The organism is Ideonella livida (assembly GCF_010499455.1).
Lineage (GTDB): Bacteria > Pseudomonadota > Gammaproteobacteria > Burkholderiales > Burkholderiaceae_C > Ideonella > Ideonella livida.
In genome coordinates, this window is sequence record NZ_JAAGOH010000034.1 from 27,109 (window position 1) to 46,283 (window position 19,175).

At 71.7% G+C, this 19,175-nt stretch carries 15 protein-coding genes; 11 read left to right on the plus strand and 4 right to left on the minus strand.

Annotated elements, in window-relative coordinates; all coding sequences use genetic code 11:
- The first annotated feature begins 105 nt into the window (after positions 1 to 105).
- The 5 genes from recQ (at position 106) to G3A44_RS24185 (ending at position 5,202) form a co-directional block, all read left to right on the plus strand.
- Positions 106 to 2,034 (plus strand): DNA helicase RecQ, encoded by a 1,929-nt coding sequence (gene recQ, locus G3A44_RS19500; protein WP_163459426.1) that lies wholly within the window; start codon positions 106 to 108, stop codon positions 2,032 to 2,034.
- Positions 2,035 to 2,219: 185 nt separating this feature from the next.
- The gene (locus G3A44_RS19505; RefSeq protein WP_163459427.1) at positions 2,220 to 2,411 is read left to right on the plus strand and encodes a hypothetical protein; all 192 of its coding nucleotides are present in this window, start codon (positions 2,220 to 2,222) and stop codon (positions 2,409 to 2,411) included.
- A gap of 108 nt (positions 2,412 to 2,519) precedes the next feature.
- Positions 2,520 to 3,059 carry a TlpA family protein disulfide reductase gene (locus G3A44_RS19510; protein ID WP_163459428.1) on the plus strand — a complete coding sequence of 180 codons (540 nt, stop codon included), beginning with the start codon at positions 2,520 to 2,522 and terminating at the stop codon, positions 3,057 to 3,059.
- A gap of 39 nt (positions 3,060 to 3,098) precedes the next feature.
- Entirely contained in the window at positions 3,099 to 3,377 is a 279-nt protein-coding gene (locus G3A44_RS19515) for a BufA1 family periplasmic bufferin-type metallophore (RefSeq protein ID WP_163459429.1), read from the plus strand.
- 1 nt (position 3,378) lies between these two features.
- Positions 3,379 to 5,202: a multinuclear nonheme iron-dependent oxidase gene (locus tag G3A44_RS24185; protein ID WP_310734418.1), complete on the plus strand. Its 1,824-nt coding sequence runs from the start codon at positions 3,379 to 3,381 to the stop codon at positions 5,200 to 5,202.
- Between the two features lie 51 nt (positions 5,203 to 5,253).
- On the opposite strand, the gene G3A44_RS19525 is transcribed toward G3A44_RS24185, so the two are convergent.
- Positions 5,254 to 6,882, minus strand: a complete 1,629-nt coding sequence (locus G3A44_RS19525; protein WP_163459430.1) for a peptide chain release factor 3 — start codon at positions 6,880 to 6,882, stop codon at positions 5,254 to 5,256.
- 232 nt (positions 6,883 to 7,114) lie between these two features.
- Between G3A44_RS19525 and G3A44_RS19530 the strand changes: the two genes are divergently transcribed.
- Positions 7,115 to 7,303 (plus strand): hypothetical protein, encoded by a 189-nt coding sequence (locus G3A44_RS19530; protein ID WP_163459431.1) that lies wholly within the window; start codon positions 7,115 to 7,117, stop codon positions 7,301 to 7,303.
- Positions 7,304 to 7,342: 39 nt separating this feature from the next.
- On the opposite strand, the gene G3A44_RS19535 is transcribed toward G3A44_RS19530, so the two are convergent.
- Positions 7,343 to 7,984 carry an FABP family protein gene (locus G3A44_RS19535; protein ID WP_163459432.1) on the minus strand — a complete coding sequence of 214 codons (642 nt, stop codon included), beginning with the start codon at positions 7,982 to 7,984 and terminating at the stop codon, positions 7,343 to 7,345.
- 218 nt (positions 7,985 to 8,202) lie between these two features.
- Between G3A44_RS19535 and G3A44_RS19540 the strand changes: the two genes are divergently transcribed.
- From G3A44_RS19540 to G3A44_RS19560, 5 genes are all read left to right on the plus strand, one after another.
- A complete protein-coding gene (locus G3A44_RS19540) occupies positions 8,203 to 10,014 on the plus strand; it encodes a PHA/PHB synthase family protein (RefSeq protein WP_163459433.1) in 1,812 nt (603 codons plus the stop codon).
- A gap of 175 nt (positions 10,015 to 10,189) precedes the next feature.
- The gene (locus tag G3A44_RS19545) at positions 10,190 to 11,500 is read left to right on the plus strand and encodes a caspase family protein (RefSeq protein WP_163459434.1); all 1,311 of its coding nucleotides are present in this window, start codon (positions 10,190 to 10,192) and stop codon (positions 11,498 to 11,500) included.
- A gap of 63 nt (positions 11,501 to 11,563) precedes the next feature.
- Positions 11,564 to 12,043 (plus strand): hypothetical protein, encoded by a 480-nt coding sequence (locus G3A44_RS19550; protein WP_163459435.1) that lies wholly within the window; start codon positions 11,564 to 11,566, stop codon positions 12,041 to 12,043.
- Positions 12,044 to 12,312: 269 nt separating this feature from the next.
- On the plus strand, positions 12,313 to 12,852 hold the full coding sequence (locus G3A44_RS19555; RefSeq protein WP_163459436.1) for a hypothetical protein: 540 nt from the start codon (positions 12,313 to 12,315) through the stop codon (positions 12,850 to 12,852).
- A gap of 284 nt (positions 12,853 to 13,136) precedes the next feature.
- A complete protein-coding gene (locus tag G3A44_RS19560) occupies positions 13,137 to 16,322 on the plus strand; it encodes a glycosyltransferase (RefSeq protein WP_163459437.1) in 3,186 nt (1,061 codons plus the stop codon).
- Between the two features lie 106 nt (positions 16,323 to 16,428).
- Here G3A44_RS19560 and G3A44_RS19565 read toward each other — a convergent pair whose 3' ends face one another.
- Both G3A44_RS19565 and G3A44_RS19570 read right to left on the minus strand, forming a co-directional pair.
- A complete protein-coding gene (locus tag G3A44_RS19565; protein ID WP_163459438.1) occupies positions 16,429 to 16,851 on the minus strand; it encodes a hypothetical protein in 423 nt (140 codons plus the stop codon).
- Positions 16,848 to 19,175, minus strand: a 2,328-nt coding sequence (locus tag G3A44_RS19570) for a glycosyltransferase family 2 protein (protein ID WP_163459439.1), incomplete at its 5' end; no start/stop codon positions are given. The genes G3A44_RS19565 and G3A44_RS19570, both read right to left, overlap by 4 nt.

Sequence of the window (19,175 nt, forward strand, 5' to 3'; positions counted from 1 at the left end):
CAGCGCGGTCGGCCGGCCACAACACCGCCAGGGGCCGCGCTGTCGCCGGCCGGACGCCCCTCCCCCAAGGTCCCGGGCGGGTGCCAGCCGCTACCATGCCGGACCGTGTCCGATTCCTCCGCCTCCCCCCTCGCCCCCGCCGCCCTGCTGGACCTGCTGCATGAGGTCTTCGGCTACAGCGCCTTCCGTGGCCAGCAGCAGCCCGTCATCGAGCAGGTGAGCCAAGGCGATGACGCCCTGGTGCTCATGCCCACCGGCGGCGGCAAGAGCCTGTGCTACCAGGTGCCCGCCATCGCCCGGCACCGCGCCGGCCTGGGCGTGACGGTGGTGGTGAGCCCGCTGATCGCGCTGATGCACGACCAGGTGGGCGCACTGGATGAGGCCGGCGTGCCCGCCGCCTACCTCAACAGCTCGCTGGACCTGGCCGGCGTGCAGCAGGTGGAGCGCGACCTGCTCTCCGGCCGCCTGGTGCTGCTGTACGCCGCGCCCGAGCGCATCGTGCACCCGCGCTTCCTGGCCATGCTCGACAGCCTGCACGAGCGCGGCAAACTCAGCCTGTTCGCCATCGACGAGGCGCACTGCGTCAGCCAGTGGGGACACGACTTCCGCGAGGAATACCTGCAGCTGGGCGTGCTGCCCGAGCGCTACCCCGGCGTGCCGCGCGTGGCACTTACCGCCACAGCCGATGCGCACACCCGCGCCGACATCATCCACCGGCTGGCACTGGAATCGGCGCGCACCTTCATCAGCAGCTTCGACCGGCCCAACATCCGCTACGCCATCGTCGAGAAGGACAACGCGCGGGCGCAGCTGCTGCGCTTCATCCGTGACGAGCACGAGGGCGAGGCCGGCATCGTCTACTGCCAGAGCCGCAAGAAGGTGGAGGAGACCGCCGACTGGCTGCGCGGCGAGGGCCTGAACGCCCTGCCCTACCACGCCGGCCTGGACGCCGAGGTGCGCCGCCGCCACCAGGACCGTTTCCTGCGCGAGGAAGGGCTGGTGATGGTGGCCACCGTCGCCTTCGGCATGGGCATCGACAAGCCGGACGTGCGCTTTGTGGCCCACCTGGACCTGCCCAAGAACATTGAAGGCTATTACCAGGAGACCGGCCGCGCCGGCCGCGACGGCGAGCCCGCCGACGCCTGGATGACTTACGGCCTGGCCGATGTGGTCAACCAGCGCCGCATGATCGACGAGAGCACGGCCGAGGACGAATTCAAGCGCCTGCAGCGCGGCAAGCTCGACGCCCTGCTGGCCCTGTGCGAGAGCCTGGACTGCCGGCGCCTGCGTCTGCTGGCTTACTTTGGCGAGGACACGCCGACAGGCTACCGCTGCGGCAACTGCGACAACTGCCTGCAGCCCCCCGCCCGCTGGGACGCCACCGAGGCGGCACGCAAGGCGCTGTCCTGCATCTACCGCTGCCACCAGCATTCGGGCTTCGGCTTTGGCGCCGGGCACCTGATCGACGTGCTGCGCGGCAAGTCCACCGACAAGACCCGCCAGCGCGGCCATGAGGCGCTGTCCACCTGGGGCATCGGCGCCGACCTGGCCGAGGACCAGTGGCGCGGCGTCATCCGCCAGCTCATCGCCCTGGGCCATGTGCGCAGCGAGGGCGAGTACAACACCCTGGCCCTGGGCGAGAGCGCCCGGGCCGTGTTGCGCGGCGAGCTCACCATCGAGCTGCGCGAACCGCGCGAGCCCACGCCGCGCAGCCGCAGCCGCTCGCGCAGCGGCAGCTCGGCCGGCGCCAACCCCAAGGTGCCACGCGCCGCCGCCGCGCTGGACGGCGCCGGACAGGCGCGCTTTGCCGCCCTCAAGGCCTGGCGGGCCGAGGTGGCGCGCGAGCACAACCTGCCCGCCTACATCGTGTTCAACGACGCCACCCTCACCCAGATGGCGGCCGACAACCCGGGCACCCTGGCCGACCTGGCCGGCATCAGCGGCGTGGGCAGCAAGAAGCTGGAGGCCTACGGCCGGGAGATCCTGCGGGTGCTGGAGCGGGTGGAGCTGCTGGACGACGTGCCACCCGTCTGATTCGGCCCTGCGGAAAAAGTCCAGCGCGCGACAGGGACACACGCATCGCACCCTCAAGTGCGCGTTGGTGCACTCCGACAACCCCCTCATGACCGGTTTCACCGGCACCGTGTGGGGCAGCAGTCAGGCCCCGGAGTCCGCCCCGTCGTCCCGCACGACACCCGTCCTCTGCTCGAGGTTTTGCCATGCGCATCGTCCGCTCGCTCATCGTGGTTCCCCTGGTCCTGTCGGGACTGGCCAGCTGCGCCTTCACCCCGCTGGGCCTGCAGGCCAGCGCCAGCCACGCCACGCCCCCCACCGGCGCAGGCCCGGCCACCGGTGCCCCCACCGCCGGTGACGTCACCCTGGCGGCCGCGCCCGCCACCGGCGGCCGCTGAAACACGGCCAAGCCGCGACCGATCCACCGCGGTGTAAGAAATGGGCAGGGGTGCCCGACACAGTCCCAGACCCGGCCCTCCGCCGGACCCTCCACGGGACCACACCCCATGCCACAGCCCTTCTTCCCGTCCTGCCGGCCCGCCCTGCGCGCCGGACTGGCCGCCCTGGCCCTGAGCGCCTGCGCGGCCCCACAGGCGGCGCCGCATGCCACGGCCGGCGCGGCCACCCCCCAGCTGCGCGGCTTTGCGGTGCAGACCGAGGCGCTCGACCTGAGCCGGCTGCACGGCAAGGTGCTGCTGCTGTTCTTCTGGAGCACGGACTGCCCGGTCTGCCTGGACAAGATGGCCGAGCTGCGCCGCAACCTGGCCGGCTGGCGCGGCCGCGACTTCCTGGTGCTGGCCATCAACCAGGACCGCCACCCGGAGTCCCTGCAGGCTTACCTGCGCGCGGTGCAGGGCGCCCACGCGCCCGACCCGCAGCTGCGCTTCGTCTGGCGCCATGACCCCGGCCACCGCGACAGCTTCGGCCCCCTGCCCGAGCGCGCCCCCACCACCGTGCTGCTGGACCGCGACGGCCGAGAACGTGCGCGCCTCATGGGTCGCATTCCCGCCACGCTGTGGGACGACATCGCCGAACTGCTGCTCTGAGCCCTCCCCCCCCCCCACCCTCCACAGGAATCTCTGACCATGGATCATCGTCTCGTGCTGTCTTCCGCCCTGGCCTCGGTGCTGGCCCTGGGCGTCACCCCCGCCGCCTCGGCCGCCGGCGACAAGGAAAAGTGCTACGGCATCGCCAAGGCTGGCAAGAACGACTGCGCCAGCGCCGCCGGCGGCCACACCTGCGCCGGCCAGGCCCAGGTCGACAACGCCCCCACCGAATGGGTGTTCGTGCCCAAGGGCCAGTGCCAGGCGCGCGGCGGCAAAACCCAAGCCCCCGCCGTCAGCACCGCCCCCGGCAGCCGCTGAGATGTACCGCCCCCACACCGGCATCGGCTGGCGCCAACCGCATTACCAGGCCCTGCTGGACCAGCAGCCGGCGCTGGGCTTTGTGGAGGTGCACACCGAGAACTTTCTGGCCGACGGCGGCGCCGCCCTGGCGGTGCTGGAGGCCGGCCGCGCCCACTGGCCGGTGAGCCTGCATGGCGTGGGCCTGGGCCTGGGCTCCACAGAAGGACTGGACCCGGACCATCTGGAGCGCCTGGCCCGGCTGGTGCAGCGCATCGAGCCGGTGCGGGTGAGCGACCACGCCAGCTTTGCCCGCGCCCGCCTGCACCCCCAGGGCCCGGTGGTGCACGCCCTGGACCTGCTGCCCGTGGCCTTCACCCGCGCCGCCCTGGCGCGCATGGTGCGGCAGGTGCAGCAGGTGCAAGAGCGGCTGCGCCGCCCGCTGCTGGTGGAGAACCTGGCCGCCCCGCTGCGCTGGGCCCAGGCCGAGATGGACGAAGCCGAATTCCTGCGCGAGCTGGCCCGTCGCAGCGGCTGCCAGCTGCTGCTGGATGTGAACAACTTGGTGGTCAACGCCCTCAACGTCGGCGCCGCCGACCCCGTGGCCCACGCCCTGGACACGGTACACGCGCTGGACCCGGCCAGCGTGGGCGAAATCCACCTGGCCGGCCACCAGGACACCGGCGCCCTGGTGATTGACGACCACGGCAGCCGCGTGCCCGCGTCGGTGTGGGCGGTATACGCCGCCACACTGCGCCATGTAGGCGCCCGGGTGCCCACCCTGGTGGAATGGGACACCCACCTGCCCCCCTTGGCCGTGCTGCTGGAAGAGGCGGACACGGCGGCAAGATGGGCAGGCGAGGTGGCGGCGGCACAAGCGGCACAAGCGGCACAAGCGGCACAAGCGGCACAAGCAGCAGAAGAGGCCGCGGAGACGCAGGCCACCACACCGTCGCCGCCCCCCAGCGCCCGCCCGGCCCCGCCGCCGCAGGCGCCCCTGGACGACGCTGCCGAGGCCTGGCGCCAGCGCCTGCTGCTGCAGGTGCTGTTCCACCAGGCCCCGGCGTCCGAATTGCACCCCGCGCTCTGCGGCCCCATCGCCCGGCAAACCCGGGCGCTGCAGTCCCACTGGGCCCATGGCGCGCTGCTGGCCGAGCGGGTGCTGGCCGACGCCTGCCCCGCCCTGAGCGACGCCGTGGGGCCCGAGGCCACCGCCGTGCTGGCGCGCCAGCTGTGGCGACAGGCGCCACCCCAGGCCGCCGACGCCGAGGCCTGGCAAGCGCTCGCCCAGCAGCTGCCCGCCCTGGTGGCCCAGGCCCCACCCCTGGCCGACCGGCCCTGGCTGTCCGACCTGGCCCGGCTGGAAGTGGCCCTGCACCACACCCGCCGCGCGGCCGACGCCCCCACCTCACCTGACCTGCCGCCCGGCCTGGGTCTGCTGGGCACGGCCGAGGCGCCGCGCTGCCAGTTGCACCTGGCACCGGGCAGCACGGTGCTGCAGGTGGCGGGGGCTGCGTGGGCCGCGTGGTCTTCATGGTCTGCCCGGGCGGCTGAGGCCACCGGGTCGGCCCCGCACGGCGGGGACCACGCGCAGGCCGTGCCGCAGGACCCGCCGGCAGACGGGCGGCCCCGGGTGTGGCTGTGGCTGTACCGCCGCGGCTGGCGGGCACAGGCCTCGCCGGCCAGCGCCGGGGACGCTGCCTTTCTGGCGGCCTGCGCCGACGGCACCCCGCTGGGTGAGGCGCTGGACCGCGCCGCGGCGGCCGAAGCCCCCTGGGCATTTGCCCCATGGCTGCGCCGCGCCCTGGCCCGGGGCGAGGTGGCGGCCGTCACAGCGCCGTCCTGAGCCACCGGGGCGAGCCGGTACGGCCCTGCCCGGCTCGCCGACCAGCCGTCCTCAGGCGTCCATCTGCTTGTGGAACACCAGGCCGGCGTGTTCGCGCAGGGCGTGGAACTTGATCTTGGGCCAGTTGTCCTGGATGGCGCGCAGCTCGCCGGCGTATTCCAGCAGCAGGGTGGGGGCGTCCACCGCGTCCAGGGCCATGCGGTGGCTGTTGTGGTCGATGAAGCGCTTGAGCTCCTTCTCGCCGCCGTCGGCCTCGTCGCAAGTCACCCAGCGGGCCACGTTGAAGCGCGCGGCCAGGATGCGGGCCTTGACGCCGTACTCGTGCTCCAGGCGATGGGCCACCACTTCAAACTGCAGCTGGCCCACGGCACCCAGCAGCAGCACGCTGCCGGCCATCGGGCGGAAGACCTGGATCGCACCCTCCTCGCCCAGCTGGGTCAGGCCGGCGCGCAGTTGCTTGGTCTTGAGCGGATCGGCCACTTCCACCGAGCGGAACAGCTCGGGCGCGAAGAAAGGCAGGCCGGTGTACTGCAGGGCCTCGCCTTCGGTGAGGGTGTCGCCCAGTTGCAGCACGCCGTGGTTGGGAATGCCGATGATGTCGCCGGCATAGGCCTCGTCCAGCAGCTCGCGCTTCTGGCTCATGAAGGTCACCACGGTGTTGGGGCGCAGGGTCTTGCCCGAGCGCACCACCTTCAGGTTCATGCCGCGCTGGAACTTGCCCGAGGCCACGCGCAGGAAGGCGATGCGGTCGCGGTGCGCCGGGTCCATGTTGGCCTGGATCTTGAAGACCACGCCAGTGAACTTGGTCTCTTCGGGCTGCACCACGCGCTGCAGCGCGGCGCGCTCACCCGGCGGCGGGGCCAGGTCGACCAGGGCGTCCAGCACTTCCTGCACGCCAAAGTTGTTGACCGCCGAGCCGAAGAACATCGGCGTCTGGCGTCCGGCCAGGAACTCGGCCTCGTCAAAAGCGGGGGCGGCCTCGCGCACCAGCTCGATCTCGCCGGCGGCCTGCTCGTACACGTCGCCAAAGCGCTCGGTCAGCACGGGGTTGGCGATGCCGTCGACGATTTCCTCGGTGCCGGCCACGCGGTCTTCGCCTGGGGTGAAGACGCGCATCTGGTCCTTGCGCAGGTCCAGCACACCGCCAAAGAACTTGGCCATGCCCACCGGCCAGGTGAAGGGCACCACGGTCATGCCCAGCTCGGCCTCGATCTCGTCCATCAGGGCCAACGGGTCTTTCACCTCGCGGTCCATCTTGTTGACGAAGGTGAGGATGGGGGTGTTGCGGGCGCGGCAGACCTGCAGCAGGCGACGGGTCTGCGGCTCCACGCCGTTGGCCGCGTCGATGACCATCAGCGCGGCGTCCACGGCGGTGAGCACGCGGTAGGTGTCTTCGGAGAAGTCCTGGTGGCCCGGGGTGTCCAGCAGGTTGATGGTGCAGCCGCGGTACTCCATCTGCATGACGGAGGAGGCCACCGAGATGCCGCGCTGCTTCTCGATCTCCATCCAGTCGGAGGTGGCGTGGCGGCTGGCCTTGCGGGCCTTGACCGAGCCGGCGATCTGGATGGCCCCGGAGAACAGCAGCAGCTTCTCGGTCAGCGTGGTCTTGCCCGCGTCAGGGTGGGAGATGATGGCGAAGGTGCGGCGCTGGCGCACCTGCTGGGCAAGTTCAGCGGACATGGCGGATGGGGGTGGGGAAGGCGGCGGGCCAATCCGGCCGGGCAGATGGGCACTGCCGCCTGCGCCGCAGGCAAAACGGGGTCGGGATTATCGCCGGGCCGCCCCGCCCACCACCGCGCGCCGGCACGACGTCAGCCTCAGGCTGGGGCCTTGACAAAGAAATTCCCGCCGCAGGGCCGCCGCGGGCCCTCAAAATTTGGGTTTCCTCAATTCCTCACCGGCACGATTGAACATGGCCCAGAACAACGCCCCCACCTTCATGGTCGACGGCATCCGCACCATCGCCATCCACAACGACGTGGTCCGCGTCCAGTTCCATGAGCTTGACCAGGACGGCAAGCCGGCCGACGTGGTCAAGCTGATGATCCCGATGCGCCAGCTGCAGCAGATCGCCGACGCGCTCAAGAACATCAAGCGCTGACCGCACCGACGCCCACCCCGCCCGGTGCATACCGGGTGCTCAGGCCGGCCGGGCCAGCGGGTTGGGCGTGGGCTCCGCCAGCCGATGCAGCGTGTTGCGGTCGGTATGGTGGAAGGGCTCGGCCTGGCCGCGGATCTGCAGCACGGTGTCCTCCTCGTAGGTCCAGGAGTCATCGTCGTGTACCGTCACCCGGATGTGGAAGGCGGTGGTCTTGAAGGCCTGGTCCAGGAACGGCGCCGAGCAGATGCCGAAGGTGTCCAGGCCCTGGGTGGCCTGCAGCGCAAAGCTGCGGGCATCGGCCGCGGCGGTGCCGCCGGCCATGGCCACCTCCCCCCGGGGAATGGTCAGGGTGTGGATGACCGCGCCGGTGGCCGGCTCCCACAGCCAGTAGCCCACCTGCTCGTGGTAGGTCTTGACCTGCCCGGGCTTGGTGATGTGCGTGTGGTAACGCAGCCCATACAGCAACTGCGGCCCGTTGGTCACCGGGTCGATGGGCTGCAGCTCGAGGCGCTCGACAAAGGCCTGCTTGCGCGGGCCGTCGGCCTTGGGCTTCACATCCAGCCCGCGGGTGCCGCTCCACACGCCGGCCAGGGCGCGCAGCGGCCCCAGACAGGCCAGGGTGTCCACGGAAAAATCCCGGGGCTCGGTGTAGAGGTCGTCGGGAAGGGGGCGCTCGCTCATGGGTGACTCCGTCTGAGGGGCCGGCGCGCCGGCGCAGGCCACCGGCCCCGACTGTAATGAAGCCGGGGGGCGGAGCGGTCCTGATGCAGGTCAAGGTCCCAGGCCGCGGTCATCGCGGCGACGGAGGGGCTGTGGTATCCCTGCGGCTTGGGCGCATGGAGCCCCCAGGGGCGCGCCGCGACCCCGCTTCGCCCGCCACCCGCCGCCGCCCCACCCGCATGACCCTGCCCACCGACCCCACCCTGGCCGCCCTGCTGCCTGACGCGCCGGCCAGCCACTGCACCGACCCCGAACTCCGGGCCCGCGAGGCCGCCACCCGCCTGGACAGCCGCTGGCACGCCGCCATGGCCAAGCTCACCGGCGGCCTGTCGCCGGTGGCCCTGACCCTGGCCTGGACCGACTGGGCCCTGCACCTGGCCACCCAGCCCGCCCAGGCCCGGCGTCTGGGCCTGGCCGCCTGGGGCCAGGGGCTGAGGCTGCTGGGCCAGTCCCTGGCTCCGGCGGCCCAGGACCCGGCGGACCCCGCCACCCCGGCCGACCCCCGCTTTGCCGATCCACTGTGGGCCCGCTGGCCCTGGCAGGGCGCGGTGCAGGCCGCCCAGGCGGCCGAGACCTGGTGGGCCGAGGCCACCCAGCTGCGCGGCATGAGCCCGCACCACCAGGAGATGGCGGGCTTCTTCGCCCGCCAATGGCTGGACATGCTCTCGCCGGCCAACTGGGGCCTGGCCAATCCCGAGGTGCTGCGCCGCACGCTGGAGCGCCAGGGCGGCAACCTGCGCGACGGGGCCGCCCACCTGGGCGACGACTGGCGGCGCCGGCACGGCCTGTCACCGCTGCAGCCGCCCACCCGGCCGTACCAGCCCGGCGTGGACCTGGCGGTCACCCCGGGCCGGGTGGTGCACCGCAACGCCCTGGCCGAGCTGATCCAGTACGACCCGGTGACGCCACAGGTGCAGGCCGAACCGGTCTTCCTGGTGCCGTCCTGGATCATGAAGTACTACATCCTGGACCTCTCGCCCGAGAACTCGCTGGTGCGCTGGCTGGTGGGCCAGGGCCATACCGTCTTCATCCTGAGCTGGCGCAACCCGGACGAGGGCGATGCCCGGCTCACGCTGGCCGACTACCTGGAGGCCGGCATCTTCGACGCCCTGGCCGCCATCGGCCGCGCGGTACCGGGCGAGGCGGTGCATGCCTGCGGCTACTGCCTGGGCGGCACCCTGCTGTCCATCGGCGCGGCCGCCCTGGCGCGCCCGGGCCAGGTGCAGGGCGCCCAGACGCTGCCGCCGCTGGCCAGCCTGAGCCTGCTGGCCGCCGAGACCGACTTCACCGAGCCCGGCGAGCTGGGCGTGCTCATCGACGAAGGCCAGGTGGCGCTGCTGGAGGACATGATGGCCGAGCGCGGCTACCTCAGCGGCGCGCAGATGGCCGGCAGCTTCGCCTACCTGCACTCGCGCGACCTGGTCTGGTCGCAGCAGCTGCGGCGCTTCTGGATGGGCGAGGCCGACCAGCCCAACGACCTGATGGCCTGGAACGCCGACACCACCCGCATGCCGGCGCTGATGCACAGCGAGTACCTGCGCCGCTGCTACCTGCGCAACGAGCTGGCCGAGGGGCGCTTTCCGGTGGAGGGGCGGCCGGTGTCGCTGGGCGACCTGCGCCAGCCCCTGTTTGTGGTGGGCACCGAGAAGGACCATGTCTCGCCTTGGAAGTCGGTCTACAAGCTGCACCGGCTGACCGATACCGACCTGACCTTCGTGCTGGCCAACGGCGGACACAACGCCGGCATCGTCAGCGAACCGGGCCATCGGGGCCGGCACTACGCCCTGCGCCTGCGCCCTGCCGGCGCCGCCTGGGTGCCACCGGAGGCCTGGGGCCAGCAGGCCGAGCGCCGGGAGGGCTCGTGGTGGCAGGCCTGGCACGACTGGCTGGTGACACACAGCCGCGGCCCGGTGACCGCCCGCACGCCGGCTGCCGGCCTGGGGCCCGCCCCGGGCCACTACGTGCTGCAACGCTACGTGGAGGCAGGCTGAGCGGGCGCACCGCCAAAAATCGCCGCGCCCATGAGCCGTTTGGCCGCGGCGCCCTGCGTTAACCCATGCAAGCCCCCCACAAGCCTGAATTCGGGACCACCGGGGGGCGGCGGCCCTGTCCAGCCGCCCGCCAGCCCCGTAAAGTTGTGCGAATGCTCTCCTGAGGACTCCCACCATGCGCCCGAGGACCCTTCTTTCACCACTGCGCCACGCCCTGGTCCGCCCCCTGCTGGGCCTGGCCCTGGCCACCGCCCTCACCCCCATGGCCGAGGCCGCCCGCCTGGCCCTGGTGCTGGGCAATTACAACTACCAGAACATCCAGCCCGCCCTGCGCAACGCACGCAACGACGCCCAGACCATGGCGCGCGAGCTGGAGTCGGCCGGCTTCTCGGTGACCAAGGTCATGGACGGCACCCGGGCGTCCACCTTCGCGGCCCTGGATGGCTTCCTCGGCCGCATCCGCAAGGGCGACGAGGTGGTCTTTTTCTTCTCGGGCCACGGCTCCCAACCGCCGTCCTCCGGGCCGATGCTGCTGCCGGTGGACATCCAGCCCACCAGCGAACGCTCCATCCAGCGCGACGCCATCTCGCTGGACCAGGTGATGGACGACCTGAACAAGCGGGCGCGTTTTGTCCTCATGATCATCGACGCCTGCCGGGACGACCCCTTCCGCCAGTCCTCGGCCGGCCGCTCCATCGCCCCGGGCTCGGCCCTGGGCCGGGTGGAGCCGCCCAGCGGCACCCTGGTCATCATGGCCGCCTCCAAGGGCCAGCAGGCGCTGGACCGGCTCTCCGACAAGGATCCGGTGCAAAACGGCCTGTTCACCCGCGAGCTGGTGCGCCACATGCGCACCCCGGGGCTGTCGGCCTCCGAGATGGCGCGGCGGGTCAAGTTCGGGGTGGAGCAGGCCGCGCTGTCCATCAACCACCAGCAGCGCCCGGCGGTGATCGACGAGTCCTCCTCCAGCGAGTTCTACTTCTATCCCCCCAGCACCGGCGCCGCCCCGGCCCCCGTTGCCCCGCTGGTCCCGCCCACGCCGAGCCCGGTCCCCGCCCCGACCCCGGGGGGCTACACCACCCCGGTGCAGACGCCGGTGCAACCCGTCCAGCCCGCGGTGCAGGCCCCGACCACCCCCCCGGCGGCACGGCCGCCGGTCGGTGACGTCACCCAGAGCGAGGCACAGCGCGAATTCGAGGCCTGGGATGCCGCCATGCGCAACCCCAGCCGCGCCGGCCTGGAGAGTTTCCTGAGCCGTTTCCCCCAGGGCCGCTACGCCGGCCTGGTGCGCACCGAGCTGCAGCGGCTGGGCGGCACGGCCAGCACGCCGGCCGCCGCGCCGGCGGCACCGCGGCCCCAGAACCCCCAGGCCGAGTTCGAGTTCTGGGAAAGCATCAGCGCCCGCAACACCCGCCAGGCCTACGAGGAGTACCTCCAGGCCTACCCCAACGGCCGCTACGTCGACATCGCCCGGGCCCGGATGAAATGACGCCGCGCCCCAGAGCGGTCCCGCCCCCCATTCCCCACCCACCACCCCCAGAGGCTTCACCCCATGAACACCCTTCGCATCCTCCGCACCGGCGCCGCCGCCGTGGTCCTGAGCCTGTGCGCTGCCGCCGCCTCGGCCCAGACCTACAGCAAGCAGCAGCTGCAGGACCTCTACAGCTCCTTCGTCACCGCCGAAGGCTTCCGCCCTGAGATCACCCCGGCGGGCAACGTCAAATTCAAGCGCGAGGGCCGCACCCACGTCATCTACGTGGACGAGAAGGACCCGACCTACTTCCGCCTGGTCATCGCCTTCGCCGAGGACGACAAGAGCCAGGCCACCCGCAGCCGCCGCCTGGAGGCCGCCTCCTTCGCCTCCGGCGAGGTCAAGGTCGGCAAGGCCTACCTGGACAACGAAGGCGACCCGGTGTTCAGCGTCGAGATCTTCACCATCGTCCCGGGTGACGCCAAGGGCATCTTCAACCGCCTGCTGAAGGTCCTGGACCTCACCTACTCGAAGTACCAGGAAAAGTTCAACAACCGTTGAACCCGGCCTGAGCGCGCCCCGCCGGCGCGCCGCCAACACCGCCCTGGGCCTCCACCACCTGACGCCAGCCGACAGGTGGTGGACCGCCTGAGGTCTGCACCTGCACTTCCACCGCCCCTTGCGATCGCACCGGCTTTTCCGGGCGCGAGGGGCGATCCTGCGCCCTTCGCGCCCCTGCCGACCCTGCCGCCTCGAACTTCCTGGCCAGGCGGCCCCGTGGATCCCTGCCCCACCCCGCGCCTGCAGGCGCCTCCCCAAGGAGATTGACCATGTCCACCGCCCTTCGCCTGGCCCGTGCCGGCACCGCCTCACTGCTCGTGTCGCTCTTCGCCGCCTGTTCCAGCCTGCCCAGCATGCCCAGCATCCCGGGTCTGGGTGGCGGCTCGTCTGCGGAGGCCAGCACTGGCAGCTATGGCAAGAAGCAGCTTCAGGACCTCTACAGTGGCTTCGTGCGCGCTGAGGGCTTCCAGCCCGAGATCACCCCGTCAGGCAATGTGAAGTTCACGCGCAACAGCCGCATCCACATCCTGTATGTGGACGAGAAGGACCCGACCTACTTCCGTCTGGCCATGGCCTTTGCGGAAAGCGACAAGAGCGCCGCGGCCCGCGCGCGGCGCCTGGAGGGGGCTTCCTTCGCCTCGGGCGAGGTCAAGGTCGGCAAGGCCTACCTGGACAGCGATGGCGACCCCACCATCAGCGTCGAGCTCTTTGCCAAGAGCCCGGAGGAAGCCAAGCCGCTGTTGGCGCGCATGCTCAAGGTGCTGGACCTGACCTACACCAAGTACCAGGAGGGTGCGCGAAACCGCTGATCCACGCCCCGCAGCGCCCCCGCCACCGCCGCCATCCCCCCGGGACTCCCCCCCGATTTCAGGGCAGGGAGGCCCGGGGGGCCGTTGATACACTTGAAAAGATTTGGTGCCTCTGCGCCCCGCAGGGAAATCCGCCCCTGCGGGGCAACGCCAAAACCCCCTTTTCCGGGCTGTCCAGCCCTGTGCGTGGATCTATTTTTGGAGTTTTCATGATGTCTCAGGAAACCGGCCCCAAGGGCGGTCTGGCGGGTGCAAGCCAAGTGGAAACCGAAACCCAGAAAACGGTGAATCCCTCCGCCACCGTGGCCGCCGCCGGCGCAGCCAGCCAAGTTTCCGAAAACACCCCGCCCGTCGCGCTGGCCGGCGGTGTCGAATACCTCTACACCCGACGGCTGGTGGGCTGGGCCACCGGCCCAGTGGCTGCCGGCGAGACCCTGGAGGTGGAGCTGCTCAGCGACGGCGTGCCGGTGGCCCGTGCGCCGGTGGCCCAGCTGCGGACCGACCGGCCGGACCCGGCCACCGGCATGGCCACCGCCACCGGCTGGGAGATCACGCTGTCGCCCGCCGTGATGGATGGCAAGGTGCACACCCTGTCCCTGCGCCGCCTGTCCGACGGGGCGCCGATCGAAGGTTCGGCCAAGGCCCTGCTGCTGCCCAAGGGCGAACGCAGCAAGCCGGTCGAAGGCCACATCGACGGCTTCCGCGGCTTCATGGTCGGCGGCTGGGCCTTTGACCCCGAGTACCCCGAGCAGCCCCTGGATGTGGAGCTGCACTGCGACGGCGTGGCCGTGGCCCGCAGCCGCGCCGATGTCTTCCGTGCTGACCTGGCCAAGCTGGGCAAGAACAATGGCCGTGCCGCCTTCGCGCTGCGCGTGCCGCCGCACCTGTACGACGGCAAGGGCCGAGTGCTGACCGTGGTCGAGGCCCGCGGCGGCTCCCCGCTCAAGGGCGCCACACTTGAACTGCCTCACACCCGCTTCCAAGGGGCCATCGAGGGCACCTCGGGTGCCGCCGTGCAGGGCTGGGTGCAAGTGGTGGGCAACTCCACCGGTGGCATGGCTGTGGAGCTGTGGATCGACGGCGACCTGGCCTCCAGCGGCCATGCCGACCAACCGCGCGAAGGCGGCGAGGGCGTCCGCTTCCACATCGGTCTGCCCGACAAGTACCTGGACGGCCGGGTGCACGAGCTGTCGCTGACCTCTCCGGATTACCCCGGCATCGAACTCGCGGCCAACGCCATTCTGCTGCCCTGCCACCTCACGCCGGCCGACGCCCTGCAGCGCTATGCCGGCTTCCGCTACCTGCGCAGCTACGTCTCGCCACTGGGGCCGCGCCGCTATGAGTCGCTGCGCCGTGGCATCGCCGACCTGGCCAGTGCAGCCGCCGAGGCCAGCTCCGAAGCCGACCTGCGGGCCATCTGCCGCGACCTGGTGTCGCTGTCGCATGGCCAGGAGCAGGTGATCCGCAGCTTCATCTCGCCAGTCCAGCGCTTCACCCCGCTGCACTTCGTGCCGCACGCCACCCCGGACGTGTCCATCGTCATCCCGGCGCACAACAAGTTCGCCACCACCTACAACTGCCTGGCCTCCATCGCCGCGGCCCGCTGCCAGGCCACCTACGAGGTCATCGTGGTGGACGACGGCTCCAAGGACGAGACGCTGGACCTGCCCACCATCGCCCCGAACGTGAAGGTGGTGCGCCATGAAGAGGCCAAGGGTTTCGTGGGCGCCAGCAACGCCGGCGGCGCCGCGGCCACCGGCCGCTACGTGGTCATGCTCAACAACGACACCGAGGTGATGGCCGGCTGGCTCGACGAGCTGCTGGATCCCTTCACCCGGTTCGAGGGCGTGGGCATGACCGGCGCCAAGCTGATCTACCCCGACGGCAAGCTGCAGGAGGCCGGCGGCCTGATCTGGGCCAACGGCCAGCCGTGGAACATCGGCCGTAACGGCAACCCCGACGACCCGCGCTACAACTACACCCGTCAGGTGGACTACATCTCCGGGGCCTGCGTCATGCTGCCCATGACGCTGTGGAAGGAGCTGGCGGGCTTTGACACCTACTTCGCCCCGGCCTATTACGAGGACACCGACCTGGCCTTCCGCGTGCGTGCCAAGGGCTTCAAGACGGTCTACACCCCGTTCTGCGAGGTGGTGCACTACGAGGGCGTGAGCAACGGCACCAGCACCTCGGGCAGCGGCCTCAAGCGCTTCCAGGCGATCAACGAGCCGAAGTTCAAGCAGCGCTGGACGCACGCCTACCGCCACAACGGCAAGCTCGGCCAAGACGCCCCCCACGTCATGCAGGACCGCGGCGTGACCCACCGCGTGCTGGTCTTCGATGCCCAGACCCTGACCCCCGACCTGGACGCTGGCAGCTACTCGGCCACCCAGGAAATCCGCATCCTGCAGTCCCTGGGCTTCAAGGTCACTTTCGTGCCGGCCAACATGGCCTACATGGGCGGCTACACCGAGGCCCTCCAGCGCATGGGCGTGGAGGTGCTTTACGCGCCGTTCTACTTCAGCATGGCTGAGGTGGTGGAGCGCCGCGGCAAGGAATTCGACCTGTTCTACGTGGCCCGCTACGGCGTGGCCGAGCAGGTGGTCAAGACCATCCGCGCGCAGTGCCCGCAGACGCCGATCATCCTGAACATCCACGACCTGCACTTCCTGCGCGAAATCCGCGAGGCGCTGCAGCGCAAGGACATGTCGCACATGAACCGCGCCACAGCCACCCGCGACGCCGAGCTGGCCGTGATGCGCGAAGTGGACCTGGCCATCACCTACAGCAAGGTCGAGGAGGCGGTGATCGTCAGCCACAACCTGACCTCCACCCGCACCGGCCACTGCCCTTGGGTGGTGGAGACCGCCACCCAGGTGCCGCCCTTCGCCCAGCGCGAGGGCATCGCCTTCCTGGGCGGCTTTGGCCACAGCCCGAACGTGGAAGCCGTGGAATGGTTCTGCCGCGACGTGATGCCGCTGCTGCGTGCCCGCCTGCCGGGCGTGCCCTTCCTGATCTACGGCAGCAAGGCGCCTGACAGCCTCAAGAAGCTGGAGGACGAGGACATCGTGCTCAAGGGCTTCGCGCGCACCACCGAGGAGGTGTACGACACCGCCCGCGTGTTCGTGGCCCCGCTGCTGACCGGCGCCGGCCTCAAGGGCAAGGTGATCGGCGCCTTCGCCCGCGGCATCCCGACGGTGATGACCCCCACCGCCGCCGAAGGCACCGGCGCCCGCCACGGCTTGGACGCCTTCGTCTGCACCGAGCCCGCCGAATGGGTGGACGCGCTGGTCAAGCTCTACAGCGACGAGGCCGCCTGGAACGCCATGAGCGCCTCGGCCCGCCACCTGACCCAGGTGGAGTACTCGCTGGAAGCAGGCCGCAAGACCCTCAAGGAGGCGCTGCACCAGGTCAACGTGTTCCCGGAATCGGACTGCCACGCCCTGTGGCCGCTGAAGCTGGAGCTCTGAAGGCCCGACCAGGCACCCGGCCCCACCCCGGGGCCGGATCGACGCAGGGCTACCCCAGGGTCGCCCTTTTTCTTGGGCCGGCTCCGGCTCCGGCTCCGGCGCCCGGTCAGGCCGGCGGCACCTCGACAGGCCGCAGTGCCAGCGCGGTGAGCACCAGGGCGCGCTCGCGGTCCTCCAGCGCGTCGGGCGGCCGGCACACGGCGCTGCCCAGGCTCAGCTCGAAGGTTTCGCCGGCGGCCAGGGGGCGCGGCAACCACAGGCTGAAGCTCTCGCCCATGGCCAGGGGGCCGGTGCGGACACTGGCCTCGGCCAGGGTCAGGCAGACCTCGTTGCCGGCGTAGGCGGCGGTCCAGTCGGGATTCCAGGCGCGCAGCGTCAGGCCGGCTGCGGCCCGGGTGGCGCGCCCGCGCAGCCGCAGCTCGGCGGTGGTCCAGCCATCGGGCCAGCGGCCGCCGGTGCAGCTCAGCACCTCGGCTCCGTCCACCTGCGGCCAGGGCGGCTGCGCCGCTGTCGGAAGGTCGGGGGTCATGGGGCAGTGTCCTGCGGGTCGGGATCCCGGGGTGCCGGATCGGTGGGCAAATCGGCTGGCGGGCCTGTGCGCCAGAAGGCCAGCGCATCCAGCCGGTCCAGTGCCCGTTCCGGGTGGGCGGTCAGGCGTTCAGCATGGTGGGCCGCAAAGCGCTCCCGGCGGGCCTGGATCAGGGTCCAGGCGGCAGCGCCGCCGCGGCCGCGGCCGTAGCTGGCGTGCTCGTAGTGGTGCACCGCCAGGGCGGGGTCGTAGCGCACGCGCAGGCCCCGGGCCCACAGCCTCAGGCACAGGTCGGTGTCTTCGTAGTAGCCCGGCGAATAGCCCTCGTCAAAACCGCCCAGGGCTTCGAAATCGCCGCGGCGCACCGCCAGGCAACAACCGGAGCAGTAGTCCACGTCACGCGCACGCCGGTAGCGCGGCGTCAGCGGGTCCTGCCCGCGGCCGCAGCCGGCGGTGGAGCCGTCGCGGAAGACCACGCCGCCGGCCTCCTGCAGCCGGCCGTCCAGCTGCAGCACCTGACCGCCGACGGCCCCCACCGTGGGGTCGGCCAGGGCGCGCACAGCGGCCTGCAGCGTGCCTGGCACCAGTTCGATGTCGTTGTTGAGAAACAGCAGGTGCGCGCCGGCGGCCTGCCGGGCGCCGGCGTTGCAGGCCGCCGGATAGCCCACGGCCTGGGGCAGCCGCAGCAGCTTGAGTCCGTGCACCCGCTCGCCCAGGTCGGTGGTGCGGTCGGTGGAGCCGTTGTCCACCACGATGACCTCCAGACGCAGGTCCGGGTCCTGCCGCTGCAGCGCAGCCAGCTGGAGCAGCAACGCGGCGGTGAAGTCGTGGTGGTCCAGCACCGGCACGATGACCGAGAGGTCGGGGGCGGCGGGCAGGTCCAGGCGCAGGGGGGCGGCCGCGTCCAGGCGGGCCGCCTCCAGCCGGGTGCGGCGCTCGTAGAGGCCGCGGGCCTGGTCCAGGTCCACCGGCCGCTCGGCCAGCGGCGGCGCGGCGCTCCAGCCCCGGTCGCGGCCCAGCAGCAGGTAATGCTCCAGCGGGCCCAGCAGGCCCAGACGCCGGATCTCCTCGGCCGCGGTGGGGTGCCGGGCCAGGTAGTGGGCGGCCTGGAAGCGGGGATTGGGGTCCAGGCCGGCGGCCACCCCCACGCGCAGGAAGTGCTCGACCACGCTCTGGCCCGCCAGCTCGGCCAGGCGACCGTGGCGGGCGCATTCGCGCAGGTAGTGCTCCACGTCCAGGTCTGGCAGGGGCGAGCGGCCCTGGGCCAGGCCGCGCTCGCAGCAATGCTGCAGCGCCGAGCCGAAACGCAGGCCCGGCCCGATCTGCGCCCGCACGGCGGCCGGCAGGCGGGCCAGGTAGAAGGCCTCGTCGAACAGGACGCTGGGACACACGCCCTGCTCATGGGCGTCGGTCACCAGCCAGTCGAACAGGCGCCCGGGCGCGGCGGCTTGGGCCCCCGGCGCCTGGGCCACGGTGCTGGCGCAGTAGAGGGGATGGGGCCGCAGCCCGCTGCGCTGGCCCAGGCGCAGGAAATACAAGTAAGCGCCCGTGAGGCCGCCGCTGGCCTGGGCCTGGGCCAGACGCAGGTCGCGGGCCTGCACAAAGGCCTCGTCAAACAGCCAATGCGGGGACAGCCCGCGTGGGGCGCCGTGGCGCAGGTAGTCCTCCACCAGGCTCCAGCCGGGGGCGCGGGCGTCATAGCCGGCGCGCTCGGCATAGAACGGGGCGCTGAACAGGGCCGAGGGGCTGCAGTGGCGCCGGTCACCTTCCAGGCGCTGGAATTCCGCCAGGCTGGCCCAACGCCCGGCCTGCAGGCCGCGCACCACATGGGGATAACGGGCCTCGTACCAGGCGGGATCGGGCTGGAACTCGCGCACGCGGTACAGGCTGGCGGTGGGCGCTGACCGGTCTTCGGCCACGGCGGCCGGCCGCAGGCTCAGCTGCAGGTCCCGCAGGAGGACACCGGCGCCGGCAGCGCCCGGGGGCCAGGCCAGGTGCAGACTCAGGACCCGGCCGGGGCCACCGGCCCGGGTGACGGGACCGGCCTCCAGCTGCAGCACGGCGGCAGTCAGCGGTGGGTCCTCCGGTTGCAGGGCCTGCCCGTCCAGCCGCAGGGTCAGGCGCGGGCGCGGACCGGCAGGCGGCTCCAGTGCCAGCGCCAACTGCAGGTGCAGCTGCCCGGCCTGTGCCGGTGGCGGCAGCACCAGCGCCGCCCGCTCGCCCAGCATCTGCAAGGCGCCGCCGGCGGCCAGGCACCAGCCCGGCAGCACATGGGCGGCGCGGGCGGCGGCCTGGTCGGGCCCGGGCAGCCGCCAGGTGCCGGT